The 22,923-nt window shown below is 34.2% G+C and carries 17 protein-coding genes; 5 read left to right on the top strand and 12 right to left on the bottom strand.

Translation table 11 applies throughout. From position 1 onward, the window contains the following. Window positions 1–29: 29 nt before the first annotated feature. Together HM992_RS17005 and HM992_RS17000 are read left to right on the top strand one after the other, a co-directional pair. Window positions 30–4,091 carry a T9SS type A sorting domain-containing protein gene (locus tag HM992_RS17005; RefSeq protein WP_179320565.1) on the top strand — a complete coding sequence of 1,354 codons (4,062 nt, stop codon included), beginning with the start codon at window positions 30–32 and terminating at the stop codon, window positions 4,089–4,091. 106 nt (window positions 4,092–4,197) lie between these two features. After that, window positions 4,198–4,995, top strand: coding sequence for a DUF6503 family protein (locus HM992_RS17000; RefSeq protein ID WP_179320563.1), 798 nt, complete (start codon window positions 4,198–4,200; stop codon window positions 4,993–4,995). Window positions 4,996–5,046: 51 nt separating this feature from the next. On the opposite strand, the gene HM992_RS16995 is transcribed toward HM992_RS17000, so the two are convergent. From HM992_RS16995 to HM992_RS16975, 5 genes are all read right to left on the bottom strand, one after another. Beyond that, window positions 5,047–6,357 (bottom strand): amidohydrolase family protein, encoded by a 1,311-nt coding sequence (locus HM992_RS16995; protein WP_178983910.1) that lies wholly within the window; start codon window positions 6,355–6,357, stop codon window positions 5,047–5,049. A 13-nt stretch (window positions 6,358–6,370) separates the two neighbouring features. Then, window positions 6,371–9,352: an amidohydrolase family protein gene (locus HM992_RS16990; RefSeq protein WP_229720520.1), complete on the bottom strand. Its 2,982-nt coding sequence runs from the start codon at window positions 9,350–9,352 to the stop codon at window positions 6,371–6,373. 179 nt (window positions 9,353–9,531) lie between these two features. Beyond that, window positions 9,532–10,599: a DUF3810 domain-containing protein gene (locus tag HM992_RS16985; protein WP_179320561.1), complete on the bottom strand. Its 1,068-nt coding sequence runs from the start codon at window positions 10,597–10,599 to the stop codon at window positions 9,532–9,534. Window positions 10,600–10,702: 103 nt separating this feature from the next. After that, on the bottom strand, window positions 10,703–11,338 hold the full coding sequence (locus tag HM992_RS16980) for a class I SAM-dependent methyltransferase (RefSeq protein ID WP_179320559.1): 636 nt from the start codon (window positions 11,336–11,338) through the stop codon (window positions 10,703–10,705). An 85-nt stretch (window positions 11,339–11,423) separates the two neighbouring features. Next, entirely contained in the window at window positions 11,424–13,154 is a 1,731-nt protein-coding gene (locus HM992_RS16975; RefSeq protein WP_179320557.1) for a glycoside hydrolase family 30 protein, read from the bottom strand. Window positions 13,155–13,262: 108 nt separating this feature from the next. Between HM992_RS16975 and HM992_RS16970 the strand changes: the two genes are divergently transcribed. Continuing rightward, window positions 13,263–14,726, top strand: a complete 1,464-nt coding sequence (locus tag HM992_RS16970; RefSeq protein ID WP_178983914.1) for an aminoacyl-histidine dipeptidase — start codon at window positions 13,263–13,265, stop codon at window positions 14,724–14,726. A 121-nt stretch (window positions 14,727–14,847) separates the two neighbouring features. Here HM992_RS16970 and HM992_RS16965 read toward each other — a convergent pair whose 3' ends face one another. Genes HM992_RS16965 through HM992_RS16955 form a run of 3 tightly spaced genes read right to left on the bottom strand, consistent with a single transcriptional unit; the run spans window position 14,848 to window position 17,648 of the window. Beyond that, entirely contained in the window at window positions 14,848–16,065 is a 1,218-nt protein-coding gene (locus HM992_RS16965) for a peptidylprolyl isomerase (protein WP_179320555.1), read from the bottom strand. Continuing rightward, the gene (gene gldI / locus HM992_RS16960; RefSeq protein WP_178983916.1) at window positions 16,058–16,591 is read right to left on the bottom strand and encodes a gliding motility-associated peptidyl-prolyl isomerase GldI; all 534 of its coding nucleotides are present in this window, start codon (window positions 16,589–16,591) and stop codon (window positions 16,058–16,060) included. Before gldI ends, HM992_RS16965 begins: the two co-directional genes overlap by 8 nt. 37 nt (window positions 16,592–16,628) lie before the next feature. Then, window positions 16,629–17,648, bottom strand: a complete 1,020-nt coding sequence (locus tag HM992_RS16955) for a DHH family phosphoesterase (protein WP_179320554.1) — start codon at window positions 17,646–17,648, stop codon at window positions 16,629–16,631. Window positions 17,649–17,947: 299 nt separating this feature from the next. Here HM992_RS16955 and HM992_RS16950 point away from each other — a divergent pair, with 299 nt between their 5' ends. Further along, the gene (locus HM992_RS16950) at window positions 17,948–18,367 is read left to right on the top strand and encodes a nucleoside-diphosphate kinase (protein WP_178983918.1); all 420 of its coding nucleotides are present in this window, start codon (window positions 17,948–17,950) and stop codon (window positions 18,365–18,367) included. A 108-nt stretch (window positions 18,368–18,475) separates the two neighbouring features. Here HM992_RS16950 and HM992_RS16945 read toward each other — a convergent pair whose 3' ends face one another. The 4 genes from HM992_RS16945 to HM992_RS16930 all read right to left on the bottom strand — a co-directional run bounded on the left by HM992_RS16945 (window position 18,476) and on the right by HM992_RS16930 (window position 22,307). After that, window positions 18,476–19,210, bottom strand: coding sequence for an SDR family oxidoreductase (locus tag HM992_RS16945; RefSeq protein WP_178983919.1), 735 nt, complete (start codon window positions 19,208–19,210; stop codon window positions 18,476–18,478). 5 nt (window positions 19,211–19,215) lie between these two features. Beyond that, the gene (locus HM992_RS16940) at window positions 19,216–19,617 is read right to left on the bottom strand and encodes a DoxX family protein (RefSeq protein ID WP_178983920.1); all 402 of its coding nucleotides are present in this window, start codon (window positions 19,615–19,617) and stop codon (window positions 19,216–19,218) included. Window positions 19,618–19,682: 65 nt separating this feature from the next. Then, window positions 19,683–20,285 (bottom strand): TetR/AcrR family transcriptional regulator, encoded by a 603-nt coding sequence (locus HM992_RS16935; protein WP_179320552.1) that lies wholly within the window; start codon window positions 20,283–20,285, stop codon window positions 19,683–19,685. 210 nt (window positions 20,286–20,495) lie between these two features. After that, window positions 20,496–22,307, bottom strand: a complete 1,812-nt coding sequence (locus HM992_RS16930) for a serine hydrolase (protein ID WP_179320550.1) — start codon at window positions 22,305–22,307, stop codon at window positions 20,496–20,498. Window positions 22,308–22,487: 180 nt separating this feature from the next. Between HM992_RS16930 and HM992_RS16925 the strand changes: the two genes are divergently transcribed. Continuing rightward, entirely contained in the window at window positions 22,488–22,910 is a 423-nt protein-coding gene (locus HM992_RS16925) for a DUF2141 domain-containing protein (RefSeq protein WP_179320548.1), read from the top strand. Window positions 22,911–22,923: the final 13 nt, after the last annotated feature.

Raw genomic sequence — 22,923 nt, 5'->3', positions numbered from 1 at the left:
TATCTTTAACCAACCCAAAGTACTTCATTATGAAACAAAAACTACTTTTATTCTTTATTGGAACGTGTATTGCTTTTTTAACAACGCATAAAACAAGTGCACAATGTGATATTATTAGCGCAGATTATTATCAAGACTTCACAACAATACCAGCAGAATGTTGGGAAGAAGCTAATGGTGGAGATGCTACTACTGGACCAACAAGTATAGGAAGCGGCTCATGGAGTGAAGATGGATTTCTTAATAATGGAACAGTTGGCGCTTTTAAAATAAATTTATTTTTAAATTCAAAAAGTGATTGGCTTTTATCCCCAGATTTTGATTTATCAGGAGGTGGATTTCAAGTCGATTTTGATTTTGGTATAATGGATTGGAGCAGTTCTACGGTTGCCGGAACCTTAGGCTCTGACGATACTATTCAGCTGTTAATAACAACAGATAATGGTGCAACTTGGACAACACTTTTAACTTATGATGAAAATTCAAGTGTTTCTGTATCTGGTGAGCATCCTGTAGTCGATCTATCTGCTTATACAGGTCTTAATGTTCAGTTCGGTATTTTAGGTTCTGAAGGATTGGTTGACGATCAGGAAGATGTCGATGTATTTATAGATAATTTTAGAGTTAGAAGTTTGGTTACTTGTGTAGAACCGATTGAATTATTTGCTACGAGTGAGAGTTTAAATTCTGCTGTAATTAGTTGGACAGAAACAGGAACAGCAACTTCATGGAATATAGAATATGGTATAGAAGGCTTTGAATTAGGAACAGGTGTGTTTGTTGCAGAGGTAACATCAAACCCTTATGTAATTACAGGTTTATTACCAGATACAAGTTATCAATTTCACCTGCAATCTATATGTGGACCTGGAGATGAGAGTTCTTGGTCTACACCTTACCAACTCTTTTTTGGTTATTGTGAATCCGTTCCTCCTAGTAATGATGGGGAAGGAGTTGGAAATGTGACTATAGGTAATACCGATTTTCCAAGTTTAGGTGATCTAACCTATGAAAATCAAACCACAAATGCGGTTAATGTTTATCAAGGACTTAACAATACTGTGATTATAGATTATGAACATTCACTTTCTTATTATACTAACATTTGGATAGATTTCAATGATGATTTTACATTTGATTCAAGTGAGTTAGTTTTTCAAGACTCGTCTACAGGAGTCACCAATCCGCACAGTATAGAGGCTTCATTTTTAGTGCCATCAACAGCAACGATTGGCGAGCATAGAATGCGAATTGGTACAGCTGATACTGGTCAGGCAAGTCCGAACCCTTGTTACAGTGAATCTTGGGGAGTAACTTTAGATTTTATAGTTAATGTGCAGCAACTAAATTGCACACAACCAGAAGCCAATTACACTTTAAATCTAGATTGTGATGCTGACGTATTTTATGTAGACGTTAATATAACCAATTTGGGTGATGCTACTTCTTTAGAAATTTCAAATAATTTTGATTTAGCAAAACTTCAAGTTACGGAATTAGGGCTTTATCAAGTAGGTCCTTTCTCTTTTGAAAGTTCTGTGAAGGTCTTTGTAACTAACGAGCAAGATAATAATTGTACCATAAGTAGCAACTTGTTTGACGTAGATGGTTGTCCTCCTGCTAATGATGAATGTGAAACTGCAACACCTGTTATTGTTAATGATGCATTATCCTGTGATATAGTTGCTTCTGGCACCATTTTTTTAGCAACGGATTCTGGTGTTTTAAATGATAATTGCATTGGTGTACCTAATGACGATGTGTGGTTTTCTTTTACAGCCTTAGGTGAAGCTCAAATTATTTCTATATTAAATATGGAAGGTGGAACTACTGATTTAGATTTTACGTTATATGAAGGGGCTTGTGGTACATTAACAGAATTGAGTTGTTCACAAAGTACATCTGCTAATGTTCAAAATCTTACCATTGGAAATAACTATTATGTCAGAGTCTTTTCACGTATAGACATTTCAGAGACTACCACATTTGATTTATGCATTAGAGAAGCTTCATCCAATTTGATTTGTGAGAATGCAGTACCGTTTTGCTCTGATGGGACTGAATTTACTACATCTAATACTATAGGAATACCGAGTTCTTATAGTATGTCTTGTTTGACTTCAACACCAAATCCATCTTGGAATAGTCTCCAAATTGATAATAGCGGAGCCATTGAAATTGAAATTAGTCAATTAAGCACAGAAGGGACTAATTTAGATGTTGATTTTGTATTGTTTGGGCCTTTTGACTCGGTAGAATATGTATGCGACGAAATAGTTGAAGGTTGCACTACATGTCAAAATATTATCGATTGTAGTTATTCTGCATCTTCAGTAGAAAATTTCACGATTACCAATGCGTTATCAGATGAAATATATATTCTATTAACAACCAATTATTCAGGTCAGGAAGGCACTACATATATCAGTCAAACTAATTTTGGTCAACCTGATTCTGGATCTTTGAAGGCTGAGTTTGAAATTGATTTAGGTCCTGATCAAAATTTATGCGATGTAGATGCTTATGAAATAAATGCAGCATCACAATATGCAGATAGTTATCAATGGTTTCTTAATGGGTTTGCTATCTCAGGCGAAGTAAGTGCAACGCTTACTGTTACTGAACCTGGAGATTATGGTGTTGCTGTATTTAACGATCTATGTTCTTCTCAAGTTTATGAAGAAATAACAATAACATTTAATAATTGTGAAGATGTTGGTTTAATAAACGTAACTGCTTTTTATGATGATAATGAGAATACTGTTTATGAGGCTAATGAATTTAGTTTTTCTAATGGTTATTTTACCTATGAGGCCAACAATGACGGTGTTATTAATACCGTTGCCTCTTCTACAGGAAGTTTCAGTATTGCAAGTTATGAAGACACCGATACGTTTGATATCAATTACTATTTCTATAGTGAACACGAAGATTGCTTTGATGTTTCGATACTTAGTTTTGAAGATGTAAGTGTGCTATTAGGTGAGATTATCACAGTTGAATTCCCTATCGTTAATGACCAGTCTTGTGAGGATGTCTCAGTCCATCTTATTAACCAAGAAACACCAAGACCAGGATTCAGTCACACTAACTATTTAATACTTGAAAATCTAGGTATATCTGCAACTTCAGGAACTGTAGAATATCTATTAGATGAAGATTTAACAATTAATAGTATAAGTACAGGTAGCAATTATTTAACCACAACAAACGCAAATGGTTTTAGTCTCGATTTTGTTAATTTATTACCTCAACAAACGATAATTGTGAATGTAAATTTACAAACAGCAACCTCTGCGAACCTTGGTGATTTAGTTACCACCACGGCAACGTATACAACGTCTTCGAATGATATAGTTTCAGAGAACAATGAATCTTCTGTTACCGAAGAAATTATCGGTTCTTACGATCCTAACGATAAAATGGAATCCCATGGAAAAGATATTTTGTTTGATGATTTTGCAGCATCAGATGAATATTTGTATTACACCATTCGTTTTCAAAATGTGGGTACAGCAGAAGCTATCAATGTTAGAATTGAAGATGTTTTAGATACACAATTAGATGCTTCTACTTTTCATATGTTACGTTCAAGTCATAACTATGTGGTCACGAGAACAGATCGTAATCTAGAATGGTATTTTGACAACATCAACTTACCAGCCGAACAAGATGATGAGGAAGGCAGTAATGGTTATGTGTATTTTAAAATAAAACCAAATGCAGGTTATGCTATTGGTGACATCATTGAGAATTCAGCTGCTATATATTTCGATTTTAATGAACCTATTATCACCAATACGTTTCAAACTGAATTTGTAGAAACCTTATCTGTAAATGGTTTTGATAGTACTAGTTTTAGTCTCTTTCCTAATCCAGCAAAAGAAAACGTAACCATTCAATTAGCCTCATCTAATTTTGGAATTGGAGACGTCAATATCTTCAACATTCAAGGGAAAGCAATTTTGAAACCTATTAATTTTGAAGGAAACTCTTCGGTTTTAGATATTTCAAGTTTAGAAAGCGGTTTGTATTTTGTGGAATTAACGATAGGAAACACATCAATCGTTCAGAAGTTAATTGTGAATTAAATTTAACTTTGTTTAATAATTTAAGAAGCTTCAGAATTTATCTGAAGCTTTTTTTTGTAATGTATTGTATTTATTCACGTCGAAAGAACCTAATCAAAACCATATCATGAAAAAAATAGGACAAACTCTACTCTTAGCAATTTTAATTACAGGGTGTAAAAACGAACCAAAACAAGAATCTACAGTTATTGATGAGGTAAAACAAGAGCAAATTATCACAAGTATTTATCCAGAATCTATTACTAAAGTTTTCAATGCACACGGAAACATTGAGCAATGGAATAAAATGAATACACTTTCTTTTACCATGACTAAGCCAACAGGGAAAGAGAAAACAACTAAAGATTTAAAAACCAGAGCAGAACTAATAGAAACACCAACGTATACACAAGGATTTGATGGTGAAACGCTTTGGATTAATGAAAAAGATGGTAATGCATATAAAGGAAAACCTCAGTTTTATAAAGGTTTAATGTTTTACTTCTATGGAATGCCTTTTGTTTTTGGTGATGATGGTATTTCTTATGAAGAGACAGAACCTTTAGTTTTTGAAGGAAAAACATATCCAGGAATTCTAATTTCATACGAAGCTGGAGTTGGTGAGTCTTCAGACGATCAGTATAAGATTTTTTACGATGCCGAAACAGGGCATATGCAATGGTTAGGGTATACAGTAACTTTTGGTAAAGCAGAAGGAAGTCCAGATTTCCATTTTATAAGATATAATAATTGGCAAACAGTTAATGGTTTGTTAATACCTAAAAGTATTGATTGGTATAATTATGAAAATAATGTACCTACAGAAAAACGAAATACAGTTGAGTTTACAGATGTAGTGCTTTCTGAAAAAGTATTAGATAAAGCTATGTTTTCAATGCCCGAAGGAGCAACTGTAATTGATTAATACTTTTGTAAAAGTAAAAAAAGCGAACTGTGAGGTTCGCTTTTTTTATTATTAATCTATTTGACTGGGTTTTTTAGAAAACCGTTTCCAAAGTTTTGTTTGGTGTGTTTCTAGACTTAAACTTCTACCGTCAATAAAGGCGTGCGTTAATTGATTGGTACGCATATCTAAAGCATCACCTTCACTAATAAATAGTGTAGCGCTTTTACCAACTTCAAGCGTTCCGTACATATCATCAATTCCCATAATCTTCGCAGGATTCTGAGTGATTAATTGTAAGGCTTGTGCTTTTGTTAAGCCATGTGCAACGGTTGTACCAGCATAAAAGGGAAGGTTACGAGAATTCATGCGTTCCATTTGTCCGCTTGGTTGTAGAGCGACTAAAACACCTGCGTCAACTAATAACTTTGCTTGTTTATAGGCATAATCATAATCATCATCTTCTAACTCTGGTCTAGAATGAACACGTGTTAAAAAGACAGAGACGTTATTCTGTTTTAAGAAGCTAGCAATATTCGAGGCTTGATAACCACCAACGATAGTAATTTTGGCAACACCTTGCGACTTTGCAAAATTTACAGCGTCAGTAATCCCTTTTTCATCATCTACAGTAATATATAAATGTTTTGTGCCATCAAATAAACCACTCATGGCTTCATATGGTAAATGTCTTTCAGTTTTATCTCCATTATTAAAGCTGTGTGATTCTGTAAAATAATCGTTCAGCTCTTTAACTTGTTTAGTGTAGTTTTTATTTGGTTTTAAACCAGCGTCTTCACCCATCCACCAGCGCCCACGACTAAAACTATTCGGCCAATTAACATGAATCCCATTATCCATTTTTATAGCAGCATCTTCCCAGTTCCAAGCATCATATTGTACAACAGATGATGTCCCAGAAATACGGCCTCCTCTTGGTACTACTTGTCCAAGTAATACTCCATTCGGTCGCATAGATTCTATGATTTTAGATTCTGTGTTATAAGCTATAATACTTCTAATATGTGGATTAAAAGTTCCCAATTCTTCAAGATCATCTGAGGCTTTTACGGCATCAACTTCAACTAATCCAAGAGTTCCATTAGCAAGAATAAATCCAGGATAGACATCTTTGCCTTTAGCGTCAATAATATCCATAGCTTGTCTGGTCAGTGGAGTTGAAGCTTCTGGTCCAATTGTCGTTATTTTTCCATTACTAACAACGATAATACTGTTTTCGATAACAGTTCCATTTCCTATATGAGCTGTGGCTCCAACAATAGCAAAATCTTTGGTTTGCTTTGGAGCTGGAGTTTGTTGTGCGAATCCAACAGTGATACACAACAAAAACAATAGACTATTCAATTTATGTAAGTTTTTCATTTTTAAATCGTTTTTAGTGTTGATGTGAATCCATGGTGTCACAATGCATTATTTTTTCTTCTTTCTTTTTTACCGCCTGTGTCTTTAGGCCTTTATTTTTATCTTGAAGCATTAAATTGATAAGTTCACTTTTTTCTTTTTTAATGGCGTCGCGCATTTGTTTGTCGCGTTCCAAATCGAAATATATGACTCCTTCAATGATTGTTTTTTCAGCTTTAGCATAAATGGATAAGGGATGATCTGACCATAATACTACATCGGCATCTTTACCAACTTTTAAACTTCCAACTCTCTCATCGAGATGTAATAATTTAGCCGGATTTAACGTCACAAATTTCCAAGCCTCTTCTTCGCTAACTCCACCATACTTTACAGATTTAGCAGCTTCTTGATTTAAACGACGCGACATTTCAGGGTCGTCACTGTTTATAGCTACTGTAATGCCTGCGTTGTGCATAATAGCTGCATTGTATGGAATTGCATCATTAACTTCATATTTGTAAGCCCACCAATCACTAAATGTAGAGCCTCCAGCTCCATGTGCTTTCATTTTATCAGCGACTTTATAACCTTCCAAGATATGCGTGAAGGTGTTAATTTTAAAATCGAATTGATCAGCAACTTTCATCAACATATTAATTTCACTTTGCACGTAAGAATGACAAGAAATAAAACGCTCTCCGTTCAAAATTTCAGCAAGTGTTTCCATTTCTGTGTCATGTCTGTAAGGTTTGCCACTTTTCTTTAAGGCATCATAAGCTTTCGCTCTAGTAAAATAATCTACAAAAACCTGTTCAACTCCCATTCGAGATTGTGGGAAACGCGAATTGGTTCTGCTTCGAGATTGCTTTACATTTTCACCTAAAGCAAATTTGATGAATTTTGGAGAATTATTATAGATTAAATCTTCAGCTGATTCTCCCCATTTTAGTTTAATGATGGCAGAACGTCCTCCAATAGGATTTGCAGAGCCATGTAAAATTTGAATTGATGTCACACCACCAGCCAAATTTCTATAGATCCCAATATCTTCATCATTTAAGACATCTTCAATGGTAACTTCCGCTGAAGAGTTTTGACCTCCTTCATTTATAGAAGATGCTGCAAGATGGGAATGCTCATCAATAATGCCAGCCGTAACATGTTTTCCTGTGGCATCAATAACCGTTGCATTATTGCTAGAAAGATCTTTTCCTATTTTCGAAATCTTACCGTCTTTAATTAAGACATCTGTATGTTCTAAAACTCCTTCGCTTTCATTAGTCCAAACCGTGGCATTTTTGAATAATAAAGTTTCCGATTTTGGTTTTTCTGTGAAGCCGTATGCTAAGTTTGGATAAGTGATAGGACTCATAAAAGGTGTGTCGTCAGTTTTACCACCTTTCTTTTTATCATTGTCTTGGTCGCTAAGCGAAGTCGAAGTGTCAGTTTTATTTGCAAAAAAGGATAGCTCATTGCCATTTGGTAAAATAGCTTTTCCATTAAGATCATTGCTGTTTGTAGCATTGGCTACAATTCTAATATATTCTTTTTTAGTACTGTCTGCCGTTTTAATCGTAAGGTTTAACCAATCATCTGAATAATTCGTTTTAGTCCCTAAATTTTTGTCGTTGCTCTCAATTTTAGCATCTGCTTTACTAGTACTGTTCGAGATGGTTAATTTATAGCTGTCACCTTCAAGTTTAAATTCATAATCACCATCTATATCTTTAGTATTAATATCTTCAATGACATGCGCTGAACCTTGTACCCAATTTTCGTAGAGTTTTGTTTTCTTTTCAAAAATGTCTCCATCTGTTATTAAGAAGTTGGCATAACTTCCTTTTTTTAAAGTTCCTAAAACATCTGATTTTCCTAATAAGGACGCAGGAATTGTTGTTAAAGCTTCTAAGGCTTTTTGTTTGGATAATCCATTTTCTATAGCTTTCATTAAATTAGATGAAAACGATTTATTCGATTTTAAACCATGTGTTGTTAAGGCGAATTTAATACCATTTTCTGCTAGTAGTCTTGGGTTGTGTGGTTCTTGATTCCATGAACGCATATCGTTTAGTGACAATGTGCTCGCTAAGAAGGGGTCATCCACATCATACGCCAATTGAAAATCTATAGGCAGAATAATAGTAGCATTAGTTCCTTTTATTTCATCAATACGTTCGTATTCATCACCACCTCCCACAATGGTATACTGAATTTTAAAGGCATCTCCAACTTTATCTGCTCGCATCAAATTAGCTCTACTGCCAGCTTCAAAAATTTGAAGTAATTTTTTGTTTTTATTTAAGGCTTCTAGTGATAAATCTTTCGTGTCTATATGGCCAGCTTCATACCATTTTGAGTCATCATACATTTGACGCAATAAAGCCATACTTCCCATGATTGAAGACGGATAGCGTTGTTGTGATCGCACACTTTTACTAAATGAGAAGTGTTGCGATGTTTTTCCATCAACGATACGCATAGAGTTATCGGCATTACTATTAAGCGCAATTAACGCACCTGTACCACGCACAACACCATCTGGCATATGTGTGTTCACAACTCCAAATCCTAATTTGTGGAGTTCAGAAGCAGATTTAGCATCGTATTCAAAACTGGCCATCACATCTTGTTCTGGCATAATATGATCATTCCAATAATAGCCACTTCGACTTGCCCCATATTGTGGGCCATCTCCACCACGTTTTGGTTTCTCTACGCCAAAAGAGGTGTACACATCAATAAATGACGGGTAAATGGTTTTTCCAGTTAAATCAATCTTTGTGGTGTTCTTCGGAATGTTTACTGATTTTCCAACACTAACAACTTTACCATCTTTTATAAGGAGTGTAGCATTGTCTATAATTTCGGTTGGAGTGACATGGATCGTTGCATTTGTAAATGCTGTGTAGTTAGAGTTATTTGCAATGACTCCAGAATTACTCGGAAAGTAATCTTGTGCAAATAGCGAAAAACTGCACATAAAAATGAGCAGCCGTAAATGTACTTTAATCATATGTTTTGCTTGGTTAGATTGAATTCTAAAGATAGGAATTTAACATTAAAGGGAAATTTAATTTCAAATTTTAACTTTTACTGAATTCTGCATGATTGTTTGGTTGAGCGCAGTTGAAGCTTATATTAGAAAGATTTCAGAAGCATATCGAATCACTCAATGAGAAAGTAAGTTTCAATTTATAATGCTTTATCCTCATAGTAATTAACTAAAAGCGCTACAACATAACTGTAACTTTTCATGCCAGCAGATTGATTATTCGCTTTTAAGAAACTATCAAAGGTTTTTTCAAATACAGGTTCTATTGGGTTTTCGTAGGATTCCCAAAATTCTCGTACCTCTTGATAATTTTTTAGGATGCCTATATTTGCCTTTAAAATCATGGTATCATAAAGTTCTGTATCGCGTTTAAATACTTCTGCTAAACAGTAGCGAAGCGCAAACGTATAACCCGAATATTTAAAGTAAATATCATCATTATGAATCGCTGCTAAACTTCCAATAAAATTAGCTTCGTTTTCAGCGGCATAGCCCAATTGATGAGCGGCTTCATGGCAAGATGTTGTTGGAAATTTATAGGTAGAAATTAAACCGTTGACCTGAGCTTCATTAGTAAACGGATTTAAATAACCCGAAAATCCCATATAAGTTAAGGGGAGACTGTAAATAGATTTTTTGATACTTTTTGGGTGGTATTCTAAGTGAGGATATACTTTTGAAAGGTTTTGATAACCATCTTTTATTTTATCAAATATTTCAGACTTGGTATAAGGTATTTCAACTTTTATGGTATCATTCTTTGCTAATTGTAGCTGTAAACTATTTGATTTCTGAATCAGTTGTTCGGTAAATGTCACCAGTTGTTCTGTGGTGTAATCCGCCTCAAGTTGCAATGATTTATTAAGTGGTTGTCTGTAATAATTAAAAGCCCAAAGCATGTGAAAAGCAAAATAGGCTACAGACAATGTGGCTCCAATATCTAATAACCAGTTTATGGTGTCTTTAAAAATACGTTTTCTATATACTATAAGCCATCTGATGAGGTAGATTCCTGCTAAAGTATAAAAGAGGTCTCCAACAGAAAATGGTAACCATCCAAATGTATAGCGCATTAATTTTGAAATAAAAACGTAAAGTCCGTTGCTGTAAAATTGCTCAACAAATTCAGGGTAATGCTTTAATTGCGATAATAAAAGCAATTGAACTCCGAAGAAAACAACTAGGATTAATTTTTTGTTTTTAAGCATGACTCAAAAATAAGGAAAAGTTTGGATAGCTGTTTTTTATTTTGCAAGTAAGCGAATGGTAATTTAGTTAGTAAACTAAAGTTTTTAACGACGTGATTTTTCGTTATGCAATCACGTTCTTCTTTGCCGTAAGAACGGTATGGATGTCAAATTCAGATTCTGATGTTTTATATTTGATTTTAAAGGTTTTTATATTGTTAAAATTCGAAAGTTTTAATTGCGCTACTAAGTCTTCTAATTTGTAATACTGAAAATAAACTCTACCCAAATGACTTTCTTTAAAATGAGATTGTTCTGGGTCACCTTCAACAAAACTTAAATAAATTAAGCCATTTTCGTTTAATAGATGATATGCGTTAGAAATTAGGTCGTTACTCTCATTTTGTGATAAATACGGTATACAAAAGCCACCAATAATTCCATCATATTTAGTAGAAAGTATATGGATATCTCGGCTGTCCATAACGGCAAAATTTGCCGTTGGGTTATTCTTTTTAGCAAATTCAATCATATTTGGAGCAATGTCAATTCCAAGAATATCGAAGTTAGGTCTTTTAGTCAAAAGGTATTTTGTGATGTTTCCTGGCCCACAACCAATCTCTAGGAGCTTTGCGTTGGGTGGAGTGGAGTCGCAGATATAGTTATAAGTGTCATTATATACGGCTATATCCATAAATTTATCTTGATAAATAGATGCAATATTATTCCAGGTTTCGAATGTTTCGTCGTACTTGTCCATTGTCGTGTCGTGTTGTTCACGAAATTAAACATAAAACTTTAGAAGACATTCAAAACCTAGTAACCATGCTAAATGGAATGTTGTCCTATTTGCTTTTTAAATGAATGGTTTGCATCGCTCTAGGTGCAATCTGAGCGGTATAAGTTTTAGTGTCTAATTTGATTGTTATTTCATGCGCTTCTTCATTATTGTTGTACACCACAACTGCCATTGAGCCATCAGGGTTTTTAGCAGCAGTATAAATTAGGCCGTCAACGTTATCTCCTTTTAATGCAATTCGGTGGGCATTCGGACGGATAAATTTACTAAAGTGGCTTAATAAGTAATAAAGCGGTGTGTAAATCACTTCGTCCGTAACTGGATTGATAAGTACAGGCGCACTATTAAAATTATCGTAAGGATTTGGTTGCCCTTTATGACTTAGAATACTGCACCACTCAATGTAACCTTGCGTTCCGTGATTTAAATCGGTAATGATGTCGTTGGCATATGTTTCAAAAGGCACAAAGGTACCTGCGTAATCTGTACTTGCTCTCCAATATTGACCAATTGGATCATTTGCGTCAATATCGATGCTCGACTCTGTATGGATCATTGCTTTGTTTGGCCAGTTCTTTTGTAATTCGGCTAATTCTTCAGCATACCAATTGTTGTCTTTTAGTTCAGAATTGGTGTACCAATGAAAACCAGTTCCCCAAGCATATTTAGATGCTTCAGGATCTTCATACGTTTTTTGAACATAGTCGTTCATTGTAGACTTGTTGTGATCATAAATAAGAATACGTAAACCAGATTCTAAATCATCAAGATTAAGATGGCCGTCTTTAACAAGTTGTGGTCCTAAGTGATCTCTTAAGAAATCACGACCTTGTTCAGGTGTAAAGCCATTACTATCCCATTGTGCGTCATGCGCGTGAAGTGGTTCGTTTTGTGGTGTAAGACCCCAAAGTTCAATCCCCTCTTCTTTATATGCAGTCACATATTTTGACATATATTCCGCCCAAAGTCCATAATATTCTGGAAGTAAACTACCATTAGTCATTGTAGACGTTTCTCCAGATTTCATCCAAGATGGTGGACTCCAAGGCGAAGCGATAATTTTAAAGTCAGCACCAGAAATACTAGAGGCTTCCAAAATCATTGGAATAAGATCATAATTCGGTTCAACGAGTTCAACATCACGAACCTGTTCGTTTTCATCACCTGTAAACCCTTTCATATCTTCATGAATGCTGAAGGTTGAAAGATCTTCGTCACCTTCTTCAATATATGTGTAATGATTGTTTGAATAATCGCTACTATTAATATGTGTTCTTGTTAGCGTGAAACCAGCACCTTCTGTCGGACTAAAAAGTTTAGTTAAGACTTGTTTGCGAGATTCAACAGGAATTGTAGCCAAATTCCATGCTGAAGATTCAGTAAAAGAAGCACCAAAACCGTAATACTTTTGGAACTCTTCGTCTGGAAGTAATTCTAGAGTCACTTTCTTTACATCAGAGGAAGATGTCGTCGTCTCATCACGCGATAATAATTTAAGGTTGTCACCGGCTTGAGACGTCTGATAGACATCAGAGACATAATCGTCGTAAGCGCTTTTCTGTGTTTCAGATTTACAGCTAACAACCACCAAAGCTATAGCTATGGCGTGTAACCATGTGATTTTTGTAATGTGATTTTTTTGTTTTTTTTTAGTGATTAATGCTTCCATTCCTTTAGAGGTTTTACTATTAGTTTCAACTGATAAAGATACATAATGAATCTGTAAATTTCTTACAGAATTAAATAAAAAGGCTATTGAAAATAGTGATTTTTTCATGATAAATTGAATTCAATAGGATGCCGTTTTTCGATTCTGAAACAAGTTAAGAATGACCATAAAGTGATAATCGTATTTTGTACCTTTGCAAATCTAAAAACAAGATTTATGAGTTCAGAAATAAGAGCCTTAGAGCCAAAACAACTATGGAATAAATTTGCAGATTTAAATGCTGTACCACGACCTTCAAAAAAGGAAGAACGTGTGATTCAATTTATGAAAGATTTCGGGAATAATTTAGGTTTAGAAACGATAGAAGATGAGGTTGGGAATGTTATTATCCGCAAACCAGCATCAAAAGGGATGGAAGACCGTAAGGCCATTGTAATGCAATCGCATTTAGATATGGTACATCAAAAAAACAACGATACTGTTTTTAATTTTGATGAACAAGGTATTGACATGCATATTGAAGGGGATTGGGTAAAAGCAAATGGTACAACGCTTGGAGCAGATAATGGCTTAGGAGTTGCTACAATCATGGCAATTTTAGAAAGTGATACGATTGCACATCCTGCGTTAGAAGCACTTTTTACAATTGATGAAGAAACCGGAATGACAGGTGCAAAAGGTTTAAAAGGAGGCTTGCTTCATGGCGCTATTCTTTTGAATTTAGACACGGAAGAAGATGATGAAATCGGAGTTGGTTGTGCAGGTGGAGTTGATGTGACGGCAACTCGCGATTATAATGAAGAAGAAACACCGGAATTTAAAATTGGTTATACCATTACTGTAAAAGGTTTACAGGGAGGGCATTCAGGCATGCAAATCCATGAAGGCTTAGGGAATGCCAATAAATTAATGAACCGTTTATTATTTGATGGTTTTGAGAATTTTGGACTTCGTATTTCTGAAATTGATGGAGGAAGTTTACGAAATGCTATCCCTAGAGAAAGTAATGCAATAGTTGTTATTGATGCGGTGCATGAAGACGCTTTTGAAGCTGAAATGAAAGAATTTTCTGAAACGCTTAAAGTTGAATTTAAAACTATGGAACCAGATTTAGAAATAGTAGTTTCTAAAACTGAGACTCCAGAGACAATTATGGATTTAGGTGTGCAAGAAGGTTTAACGAGAGCTTTGCATGCGGCTTGGAATGGTGTTTACAGAATGAGTCCAGATATTAAGGATTTAGTAGAAACGTCTAATAATATAGCTAGAGTTATTGTGAAAGATGGTGCTATTAAAATTGGCTGTTTAACGCGTAGTTCTGTAGAAAGTACAAAACTAGACTTAGCTAATACGTTACGTGCTGTTTTTGAGCTTACAGGATGTGAGGTTGAGTTTTCTGGTGATTATCCTGGTTGGGCACCAAATATGGATTCAGATATTTTAAAAGTTATGGTGCCTATTTATGAGCGTTTAAATAATGGTGAAAAACCTCATGTTGCCGCTTGCCATGCAGGTTTGGAATGTGGGATTCTAGGAACTAACTACCCAGATATGGATATGATTAGTTTTGGACCAAATATTAAAGGGGCTCACTCTCCCGATGAACGTGCTCAGATTTCTTCAGCACAGAAGTATTGGGAATTTGTATTAGAGATATTGAAGAATATTCCTAAAGCTTAATTGGCGCAAAAAAAGACCTATCAGGTTTTTTAAAATCTGATAGGTCTAATTCATTATAAAAAAAAGCAGCTATTCAAACATATTTTGAATAGCTGCTTTTTTATAAGTTGTAATTATAGTATTATTTTATACCTACCAATTCAATGTCAAAGACAAGGTTGGCATTTGCAGGAATTACTGGAGGATTTCCGCGTTCTCCATAGCCTAAATAGTAAGGTATGAATACTCTAGCTTTGTCACCAATTTTCATGTTTAACATCGCTTCTCTAAAACCAGCAATTAAACCAGCGGTTTCATTGTATGGCATATCAAAAGGAGCATAACGACCAGCTTTATCTTGTCTTTCGTCGTATTTGCCATTTTTCTCTGCAACATCCTTTAAGGTGGTCCAGAAAAGATCACCGTTTTCTAAATAACCAGCACAATCAATATTAACACGTTGTGTAGCATTTGGTTTTACACCATTACTTTCGTGTGTAAATATCATTGCCATGCCTGTTGGAGATTCAATTTTACGACCTGTTAACTCTTCGTTCTTTTTTAAGAATTCAGTTTTTGCGACATCAGCTTTTGCTTTCGCTTCTGCCTTAGCTTCTTCTGCTTTTGCTGCAGCTTCAAGTTTTGCAGCAGCAGCTCGTTCTTTAATTTTTGGAAGTTCTTCTGTAAATACTTTAGGAGCATCAAATTTCTTAGCTACCGATCCAATGCGTATAATATTTAATTTAGTAATTACAACATCTTCCAATGGTTTGTTAGATCCAGGTGCCACTTTTACATTAGAAATAGAATCGAGTACAGGTAATCCTTTTACTAATTCTCCAAAAACAGCGTGGCATGCCACTCTAGGATTAGAACAATCTTTTAAATTGCCGTTTTCGTCGTAACCATCTAACCATGGAGTTACTTTTTCTGTGATAAAAAATTGACTTCCATTAGAGTTTACACCAGAGTTTGCCATAGATAACATACCTATCTTATCATGTTTATATTCAGGAACTAATTCGTCTTCAAATTTATATCCAGGATCACCAGTACCTGATGCTGTTGGATCACCTCCTTGAATCATAAAGTTGTTCATTACCCGATGAAACGTTAAGCCATCATAAAAAGGTTTTCCTTTAAGTTCTTCTTTTACTAAAGGATGGTTTCCTTCGGCTAAAGCCACAAAATTAGCTACTGTTACCGGTGCTTTCTCAAAAAAGAGTTTAGCAACCATAGTATCTTTTGAGGTTACAAATTCGGCATAAATCCCATTTTCTAAATCAGAATAGCGTTCTTGGCAAGAAATGTTTGCTAATACTAATAGTACAACGAATGCTGTAAGTGCTTGTTTAATCATTTTTTTTAGTTATAGTGTTTAAAGTTACTTCACAAATTAATGGAACATTAGTTCCTACTTTACTTTCATCTCCGTAATACCCATAGGCTTTTTGAGATGGAAAAATAAATGTTGCTGTTTCGGTTGGTTTTAAGAGTTTCAAACCTTCACGTAAACCTGTGAACAATTCTTCTTTGTCCATAATATAGGTTTTATCAGTGTCGGCATAAATTTCATCACCTTCAATATTAGAAACATCATAGGTAAAGTGTATTTCATCACCAAATTGTGGTTTAATGGTGTCACTTTCAATTTTAGTTTGATAAAAATACCAAAAACCACTTTCGGAAGCGATATACTCTTTATCAGGATTACTCTCTATAATATCTTGAATTTGTTGGTGTTCTAGTTCGTTTAGTTTTTTATTGCGCTCAGCAGAAGCTTTTAAGAATGAACCAGATTGTACGGATTCTGGTAGTCGTGCCTCTGGCGGTTTACAACTGAAACACAGCAGTAATACAATGGTAAGTATGAGTAGGTTTTTCATGAGTCTATATATTTTAGTCGACACCAATTTAGGGGTTTCATTGGGACAAATCTTGTTTATACTGCGGTAATATACTAATAAAATTATTTATTGTGGTTTGCATGTCATCATCACTACGTCCTCCAGCGGCATTGGTATGACCTCCTCCGTTAAAATGTGCTCTCGAAAATTCATTCACCGAAAACGCTCCTTTACTACGTAATGATATCTTTATAATTTGATCTTGCTGACTTTCAATAAAGATAGCTGCAAAAATAATATCTTTTAATGATAATGCATAATTAACAAAGCCTTCTGTATCTCCTTTTTTAAAGTTGAATTGATCCAATTCTGCCTGAGACAACGTAATATAAGCCGTTCTTAACTCGGGAATTACCTTTAAATTCTGCATGGCTCTTCCTAATAATTGTAAACGGCTATAACTGTTAGTATCGAATGTGTTATTATGAATTTGAGAATTATCAGCTCCTTTTTCAATAAGGTTTCCGATAACGTAATGCGTTCTACTCGTAGTTGCCGGAAAACGGAAAGATCCAGTGTCTGTCATAATGCCAACATAAAGACAGGTTGCTATAGTGGCATTAATTTTAGCATCATCACCAAGCATTTCAATGAAATTATAAACCATTTCACAAGTTGAAGACATGCTGACATCCGAATAGGTGTATTTGGCATAATCATCTGGTTGTTGGTGATGATCTATCATTATTTTAATCGCTTTAGAGGCTTCTAAAACTTCAGCCATTTGATGTCCTGCGCGATGAAACGCATTAAAATCGAGCGTAAAAATAAGGTCGGCCTTATTTATAAGTGTCGAAGTGTCATTTAGATGAGTTTCAAACTTTAAAACAGTGTCGTCTCCCGGTAACCATTTTAAAAAATCCGGATAATCATTAGGAGCAATGACGACTGCATTGTGATTGTAGAGTTTTAGATAGTGGTACAAGGCTAATGTTGAACCCATGGCATCGCCATCTGGATTTCTATGTGGAACAATAACGATGTTCTTTGGTGCGCTTAAGAGTACTTTTATTTCTGGAATTTGGTCTTTAATCATATGTGGCGAAGATACGTTTTTTAGATATTTTGAAGACTGCTTTTAATATGAAATTATAATTCTTGTGACTCTTGAGAAATTAGGAATCAACACTGTTATTACGTAATGGTTCTTACTAAAATATTAAAGAAAAAGGAATTTTACTCAAACTGAGGCTTGAAGCTTTAGACATAAATGAGATGATTTTTTATTGAAAATGAGATATTCATGCGCTTATTTTGGTAACATTAATTTAATAAAATCGGGACTTGATTAATTAAAGAAATATATTACTTTTGCACCTCATTTAAAAAAAATACATGGCAACTAACAGAACATTTACAATGTTAAAGCCTGATGCTGTTGAAAAAGGACACATTGGCGCAATATTAGAAAAGATTTCAGCTTCAGGATTTAGAATTGTAGCAATGAAATTAACACAAATGACTTCAGCAGATGCTGAGGAATTTTATGCAATACACAACGAACGTCCATTTTTTGGAGAGTTAGTAGAATATATGACTCGTGGTCCTATTGTAGCAGCTGTTTTAGAAAAAGAAAATGCAGTTGAAGATTTTAGAACTTTAATTGGTGCAACTAATCCTGCTGATGCAGCGGAAGGTACTATCCGTAAAATGTTTGCAGCTTCAATTGGAGAAAATGCAGTTCATGGAAGTGATAGTGATGAGAATGCAGCTATTGAAAGCGCTTTCCATTTTGCTGGAAGAGATATGTTTTAAACTCAAACAGTATATTATAAATAAAAAAAGACCATCTGTAAAGGATGGTCTTTTTTTTGTTTATAATTATTTTAGAGATTGGACATTGACGTAATTATGTGCTTGTGACTAAACTAAAGCACCATTTGCTCCTATAACTTGACCTGAAATCCATTTTGAATCATCACTCGCTAAGAACAAAACCACTCTTGCAATATCAATTGGTTCTGCTAATCGGTTAAAGGCGTTCATAGAACTCAACTTATCAATTGTTTCCTGTGATTTTCCATTTAAAAATAACTCTGTAGCTGTTGCTCCTGGCGCAATTGCGTTCACAGAAATACCTCTTCCTATTTCCTTAGAAAAAACTTTCGTTATTTGCTCTACAGCCGCTTTTGTGGCTGAATATAAAGCATATTTAGGAAACATTAATTTGGCTGTACTTGAGGAAAAGTTAATAATAATGCCGTTGTCCGCTAGTTTGCTGTCTGCCTCTTGAAGTGTATTAAAAATACCTCTGACATTGACATCAAATAACTTCGTAAATTCGTCTTGAGTGTTATCCTTTAAAAATTTATTATACATAATGCCGGCATTATTTATGAGGACATCTACTTTACCAAAAGCTTCTATTGTTTTATCAAATAGATTGGTGACTTCATCCTTTTGACTAACATCAGCCTTAATTGCTAATGCTGTACCACCATTTTTAGTGATTTGCTCTACGGTTTTATTTGCTTCACTTTCACTATTAGAATGGTTGACAATGACTTTGGCACCATTTTCAGCTAAGAGAAAGGCAATTTCTTGTCCTATTCCTTTTGATGATCCGGTGATTATAATGACTTTGTTGTGCAGTTTCATATATTTTATTTTTTAGTTGTGTTTTTATCATCATTCATAAAGTAGAGTAGTAAAAATAGAAAACCAATATAGGTTGATTGTAATCCTACAAGATCCCATTTTTGTGCAAAAGAACTTCCAATGACCAATATATTCATGAGTATAAACGTGGCTAATAATGTAGGTCTGGTGTATTTATTTAAAAGTAATAGAATACCAATAATCATTTCGGCAAACGGAATGGTATAAGCCATAGGTGTGACGAGAACTTCAGGTAATAAGGTATCCTGAAATGTGTTTTGCATGCCTGTAACAAACTTGTCTAAATTAGGCATTCTTACCAGTCCATGAAAAAAGTAGTTGATGCCAAAGGATATACGGAATAAATGTATAGCGAGGGTTTTATTATCTAGAGTGTTTAATTTCATATAGCTTAGTTGTTGTTAATTATAAAACATTCTTATTGGTATGTGTTTTTTTTTGTTTAAAAAAATTATAACTTTAATTGATTCAAGTAAACGGATAAGCCAGAAACATAATGATCTAAAATCACATCATTATCATATAACTTCCGAAGTCCTCTAACGCCTTCAAAAGCACTAATTAAATAAATAGCTACGGCTTCACTTGAGATTTCCTTTTTTATAGTGTTTTGGGTTTTACCTTTTTCAATAAGTGTGATGAGTGCTGCTTTCCAGTTTTCTACAATATTTTTTAAAGCTAATTGGTAGCTAGTTTCATAATTGCCAATTTCATTAATAAAGTTATTCATTGGACAACCATGTTCTTTATCGTAAAGCGGAAAGGATTTAATTCTGTTTAAAAAGGTGTTTTCTAAAATTTCCATGGCATTACCAGGCTCACTTAAAGGTAGAATCATACCGTCATAAACACGTTTCTGAACTTTTAATTTAATGACTTCTAACCCAAGTTGATGTTTGCTTTTGTAGTGATGATAAAATGCGCCTTTAGTCATTTTTGTAGCCTTCATCACATCATTTACGCTTGTTGATTTAAATCCGTTTTTATAAAACAGATGAAACGCTTCATGTATAATGTGCTGTTTTGTGATTTCGGATTTTAATTCTTGCTGCATATTACAAATATATAAAAAAGTCTAGTTGGTATGTTTTTTATTAAAAGAAATATTGTTGTTGGTTTTTATATCTAGTTTGATTTAATGCTGATGGCATTCAATTCATTAATGATATTTTATTTGGTATAATATATCCTCTTATCCACTTTAACTCTAAGAATAAGAGGAGGTTTTATATTAATTTATTTTTTCAATAAAGCATTACTTTTTTTAGTCTTCAATTTTTCGTTTTGCCACAAAAGTTCCATTTGGCTGAATAAACTTTACTTCATTAATACTTTTGTCGTCACTTTCAATGAATTCAATTTTAAAGCCTTCTAACGTTTTAAAATTAAATTTATGTGCTGCCGTTGGGATTAAGGCATATTCTGGTTGTCCAGGTACAAAAACATAAAGAACATTTTTATCTTTAATGTAGGCTTTGATTTCTGTTCCCATTAAATCATATTCTCCAACATACTGTTCTAAAGTTTTAGCGTCAACATCTATGGTGTTTGGTGTATGCTTAAAAGCAATAGGATCTACTATACCTTCAATATCTATACGTCCATAGTCAATGTCTCCTGCAACATTGGTGCTAAAGTTTAGTTTTAAAGCATTTCCAATTTCTGTGGTATCTATTTTTCCGTTTTTTACATCTATAAATTCAAAGGTGTCATAATGATAATGATGTAAGTATTGTTTTAATCCGTTGAGTTCTGTAAATAGAGAATCGTTTTCTAATGTAATTTCAAACTTACCGTAACCTTTCTGTTCATAGGTACCTGTATAATCTAATTTAGTATGTGAAGGCCTAGTGTTTTTTACATTAGAAGTTCCGATGTCATCTTTAGCTTCTTTCATGGCTTCTAAAGATTTTTCTAAATCTTCTTTATGCTTTTTTGCCCATTCTGTTTTGTTTACTTTTAGCATATAGTCTGCTGCAATATTTCTAATAAGTTTAGGGACCTGAGAACCGTTTTGATTGGCTAAAACCACAATGCCTAAACTGTCTGATGGATATAATGCCACACTAGCCGAAAAACCATCAATATTACCACCATGTTCTACCATATAATGACCTTTGTATGAATGTAAAAACCAACCATAACCGTAGTTGGCGAATTGCGCATCTGGTAATTCCTTGGAAGGAAATCCTGCAGCAACCACCATTTGAGAACTCATGGCTTCTTTTACATAGTTTTCGGGTATAATTTGCTCATCTTTATATTTTCCGTCGTTAATCCAAGTGATTAACCATTTACTCATATCATTAACACTACTGTTGATACTTCCTGCAGGTGACATTCCAGCAATATCGTAATAATCCATTTTTGTAATAGTTCTATCGCTATTTAATTCATAACCTAAAGCGGCGTTAGCACTCGATTTCATGCCAGCGATTGTGGTTTTAGAACGGTCCATACCCAAGGGTTTAAAGAATTTGGTTTCAATATTTTCTTCCCAAGTGTTTCCTGTGATTCTTTCGGTAATTACGCCTTGTAATAAAAATCCAAAATTGTTATAATACCATTGTTGGCGTACTCCAGTAAAAGGTTCGTGATATTTTAGTTTTGCGACTAAACTATCCTTACTATGACTTGGGAAAAAATACCAAGAGCCGTCGTGCCTTGGTAAACCTGTGCTATGACGCATTAAATCTTTGATGATAATGTTATTGTTCATATCGTCATTAAAAAATTCTAATTCCGGAATATGTTTCCTCGGACGATCATCAAATGTCAGCTTGTCGTCATCACGATGCAACCCTAAAAGCGCAGACGTGAATGCTTTGGTACTAGAACCAATAGCAAAAAGCGTGTTGGCATTGGCAGGAATTTTATTTTCATAATCGGCATAACCAAAACCTTTGGCGTAAATAATTTTGTCTCCTTCTACTATTGCTACAGCAAATCCTGGTGCTTTTGTGCTTTCTAAAACGGCATTAAATTGTTTTTCTATGCCTTTAAGGCGCTTGTCGGTTTGTGAAAACACTATAGTTGAAACTAGTGTTAACGCCATAATAAGTATTCGAGTTTTCATTTTTGATTGGTTTTAAGCGTGATTGTAACATATTAGTATGTAAATACTTCTGTAAGTTACTGTTTTTTAGGATGAATTTTAAAAAATTACAATTCGTCATTAAAAAATAACATTTCGGTTATTTCAGTTTTTAAAACCAGAACTTGTGTTCGATATTTGTATCAAACAAAACCACTCATCATGAATATACTCTTAAAAATCATCATTATTTCTGTTATTAGTTTATTTAGTTTTCAGTTAGAAGCACAAGAAAATTATACGCTAACTGTAACAGTTGTTGAAGCCGATAGCAACGATGGTAAAATGTTTATTGCCCTTTATAATACTGAAACAGGATTTTTAAAGGAAAACTATAAAGGCCATATAAGTGCTATTGAAAATAAACGTTGCACAGTAACTTTTGAAGGGATTCCTGGGGGTATTTATGCAGTTTCCGTTTTTCATGATGAAAATGATAATGGAAAAATGGATACTAATTTTATGCATATTCCCAAAGAAGATTATGGCTGCTCAAATGGAGCTACTGGTTTTATGGGACCACCAAAATGGAAGGACGCTAAATTTGAAATTAAAGCAGATAAAGCCATTAAAATAACATTGTAATTATAAAACTATC

The sequence above is a fragment of the Winogradskyella helgolandensis genome, from assembly GCF_013404085.1.
GTDB classification, from domain to species: Bacteria; Bacteroidota; Bacteroidia; order Flavobacteriales; family Flavobacteriaceae; genus Winogradskyella; species Winogradskyella helgolandensis.
The sequence above is the reverse complement of the archived record's forward strand: the minus strand, read 5'-3'. Positions and strand labels throughout refer to the sequence as shown.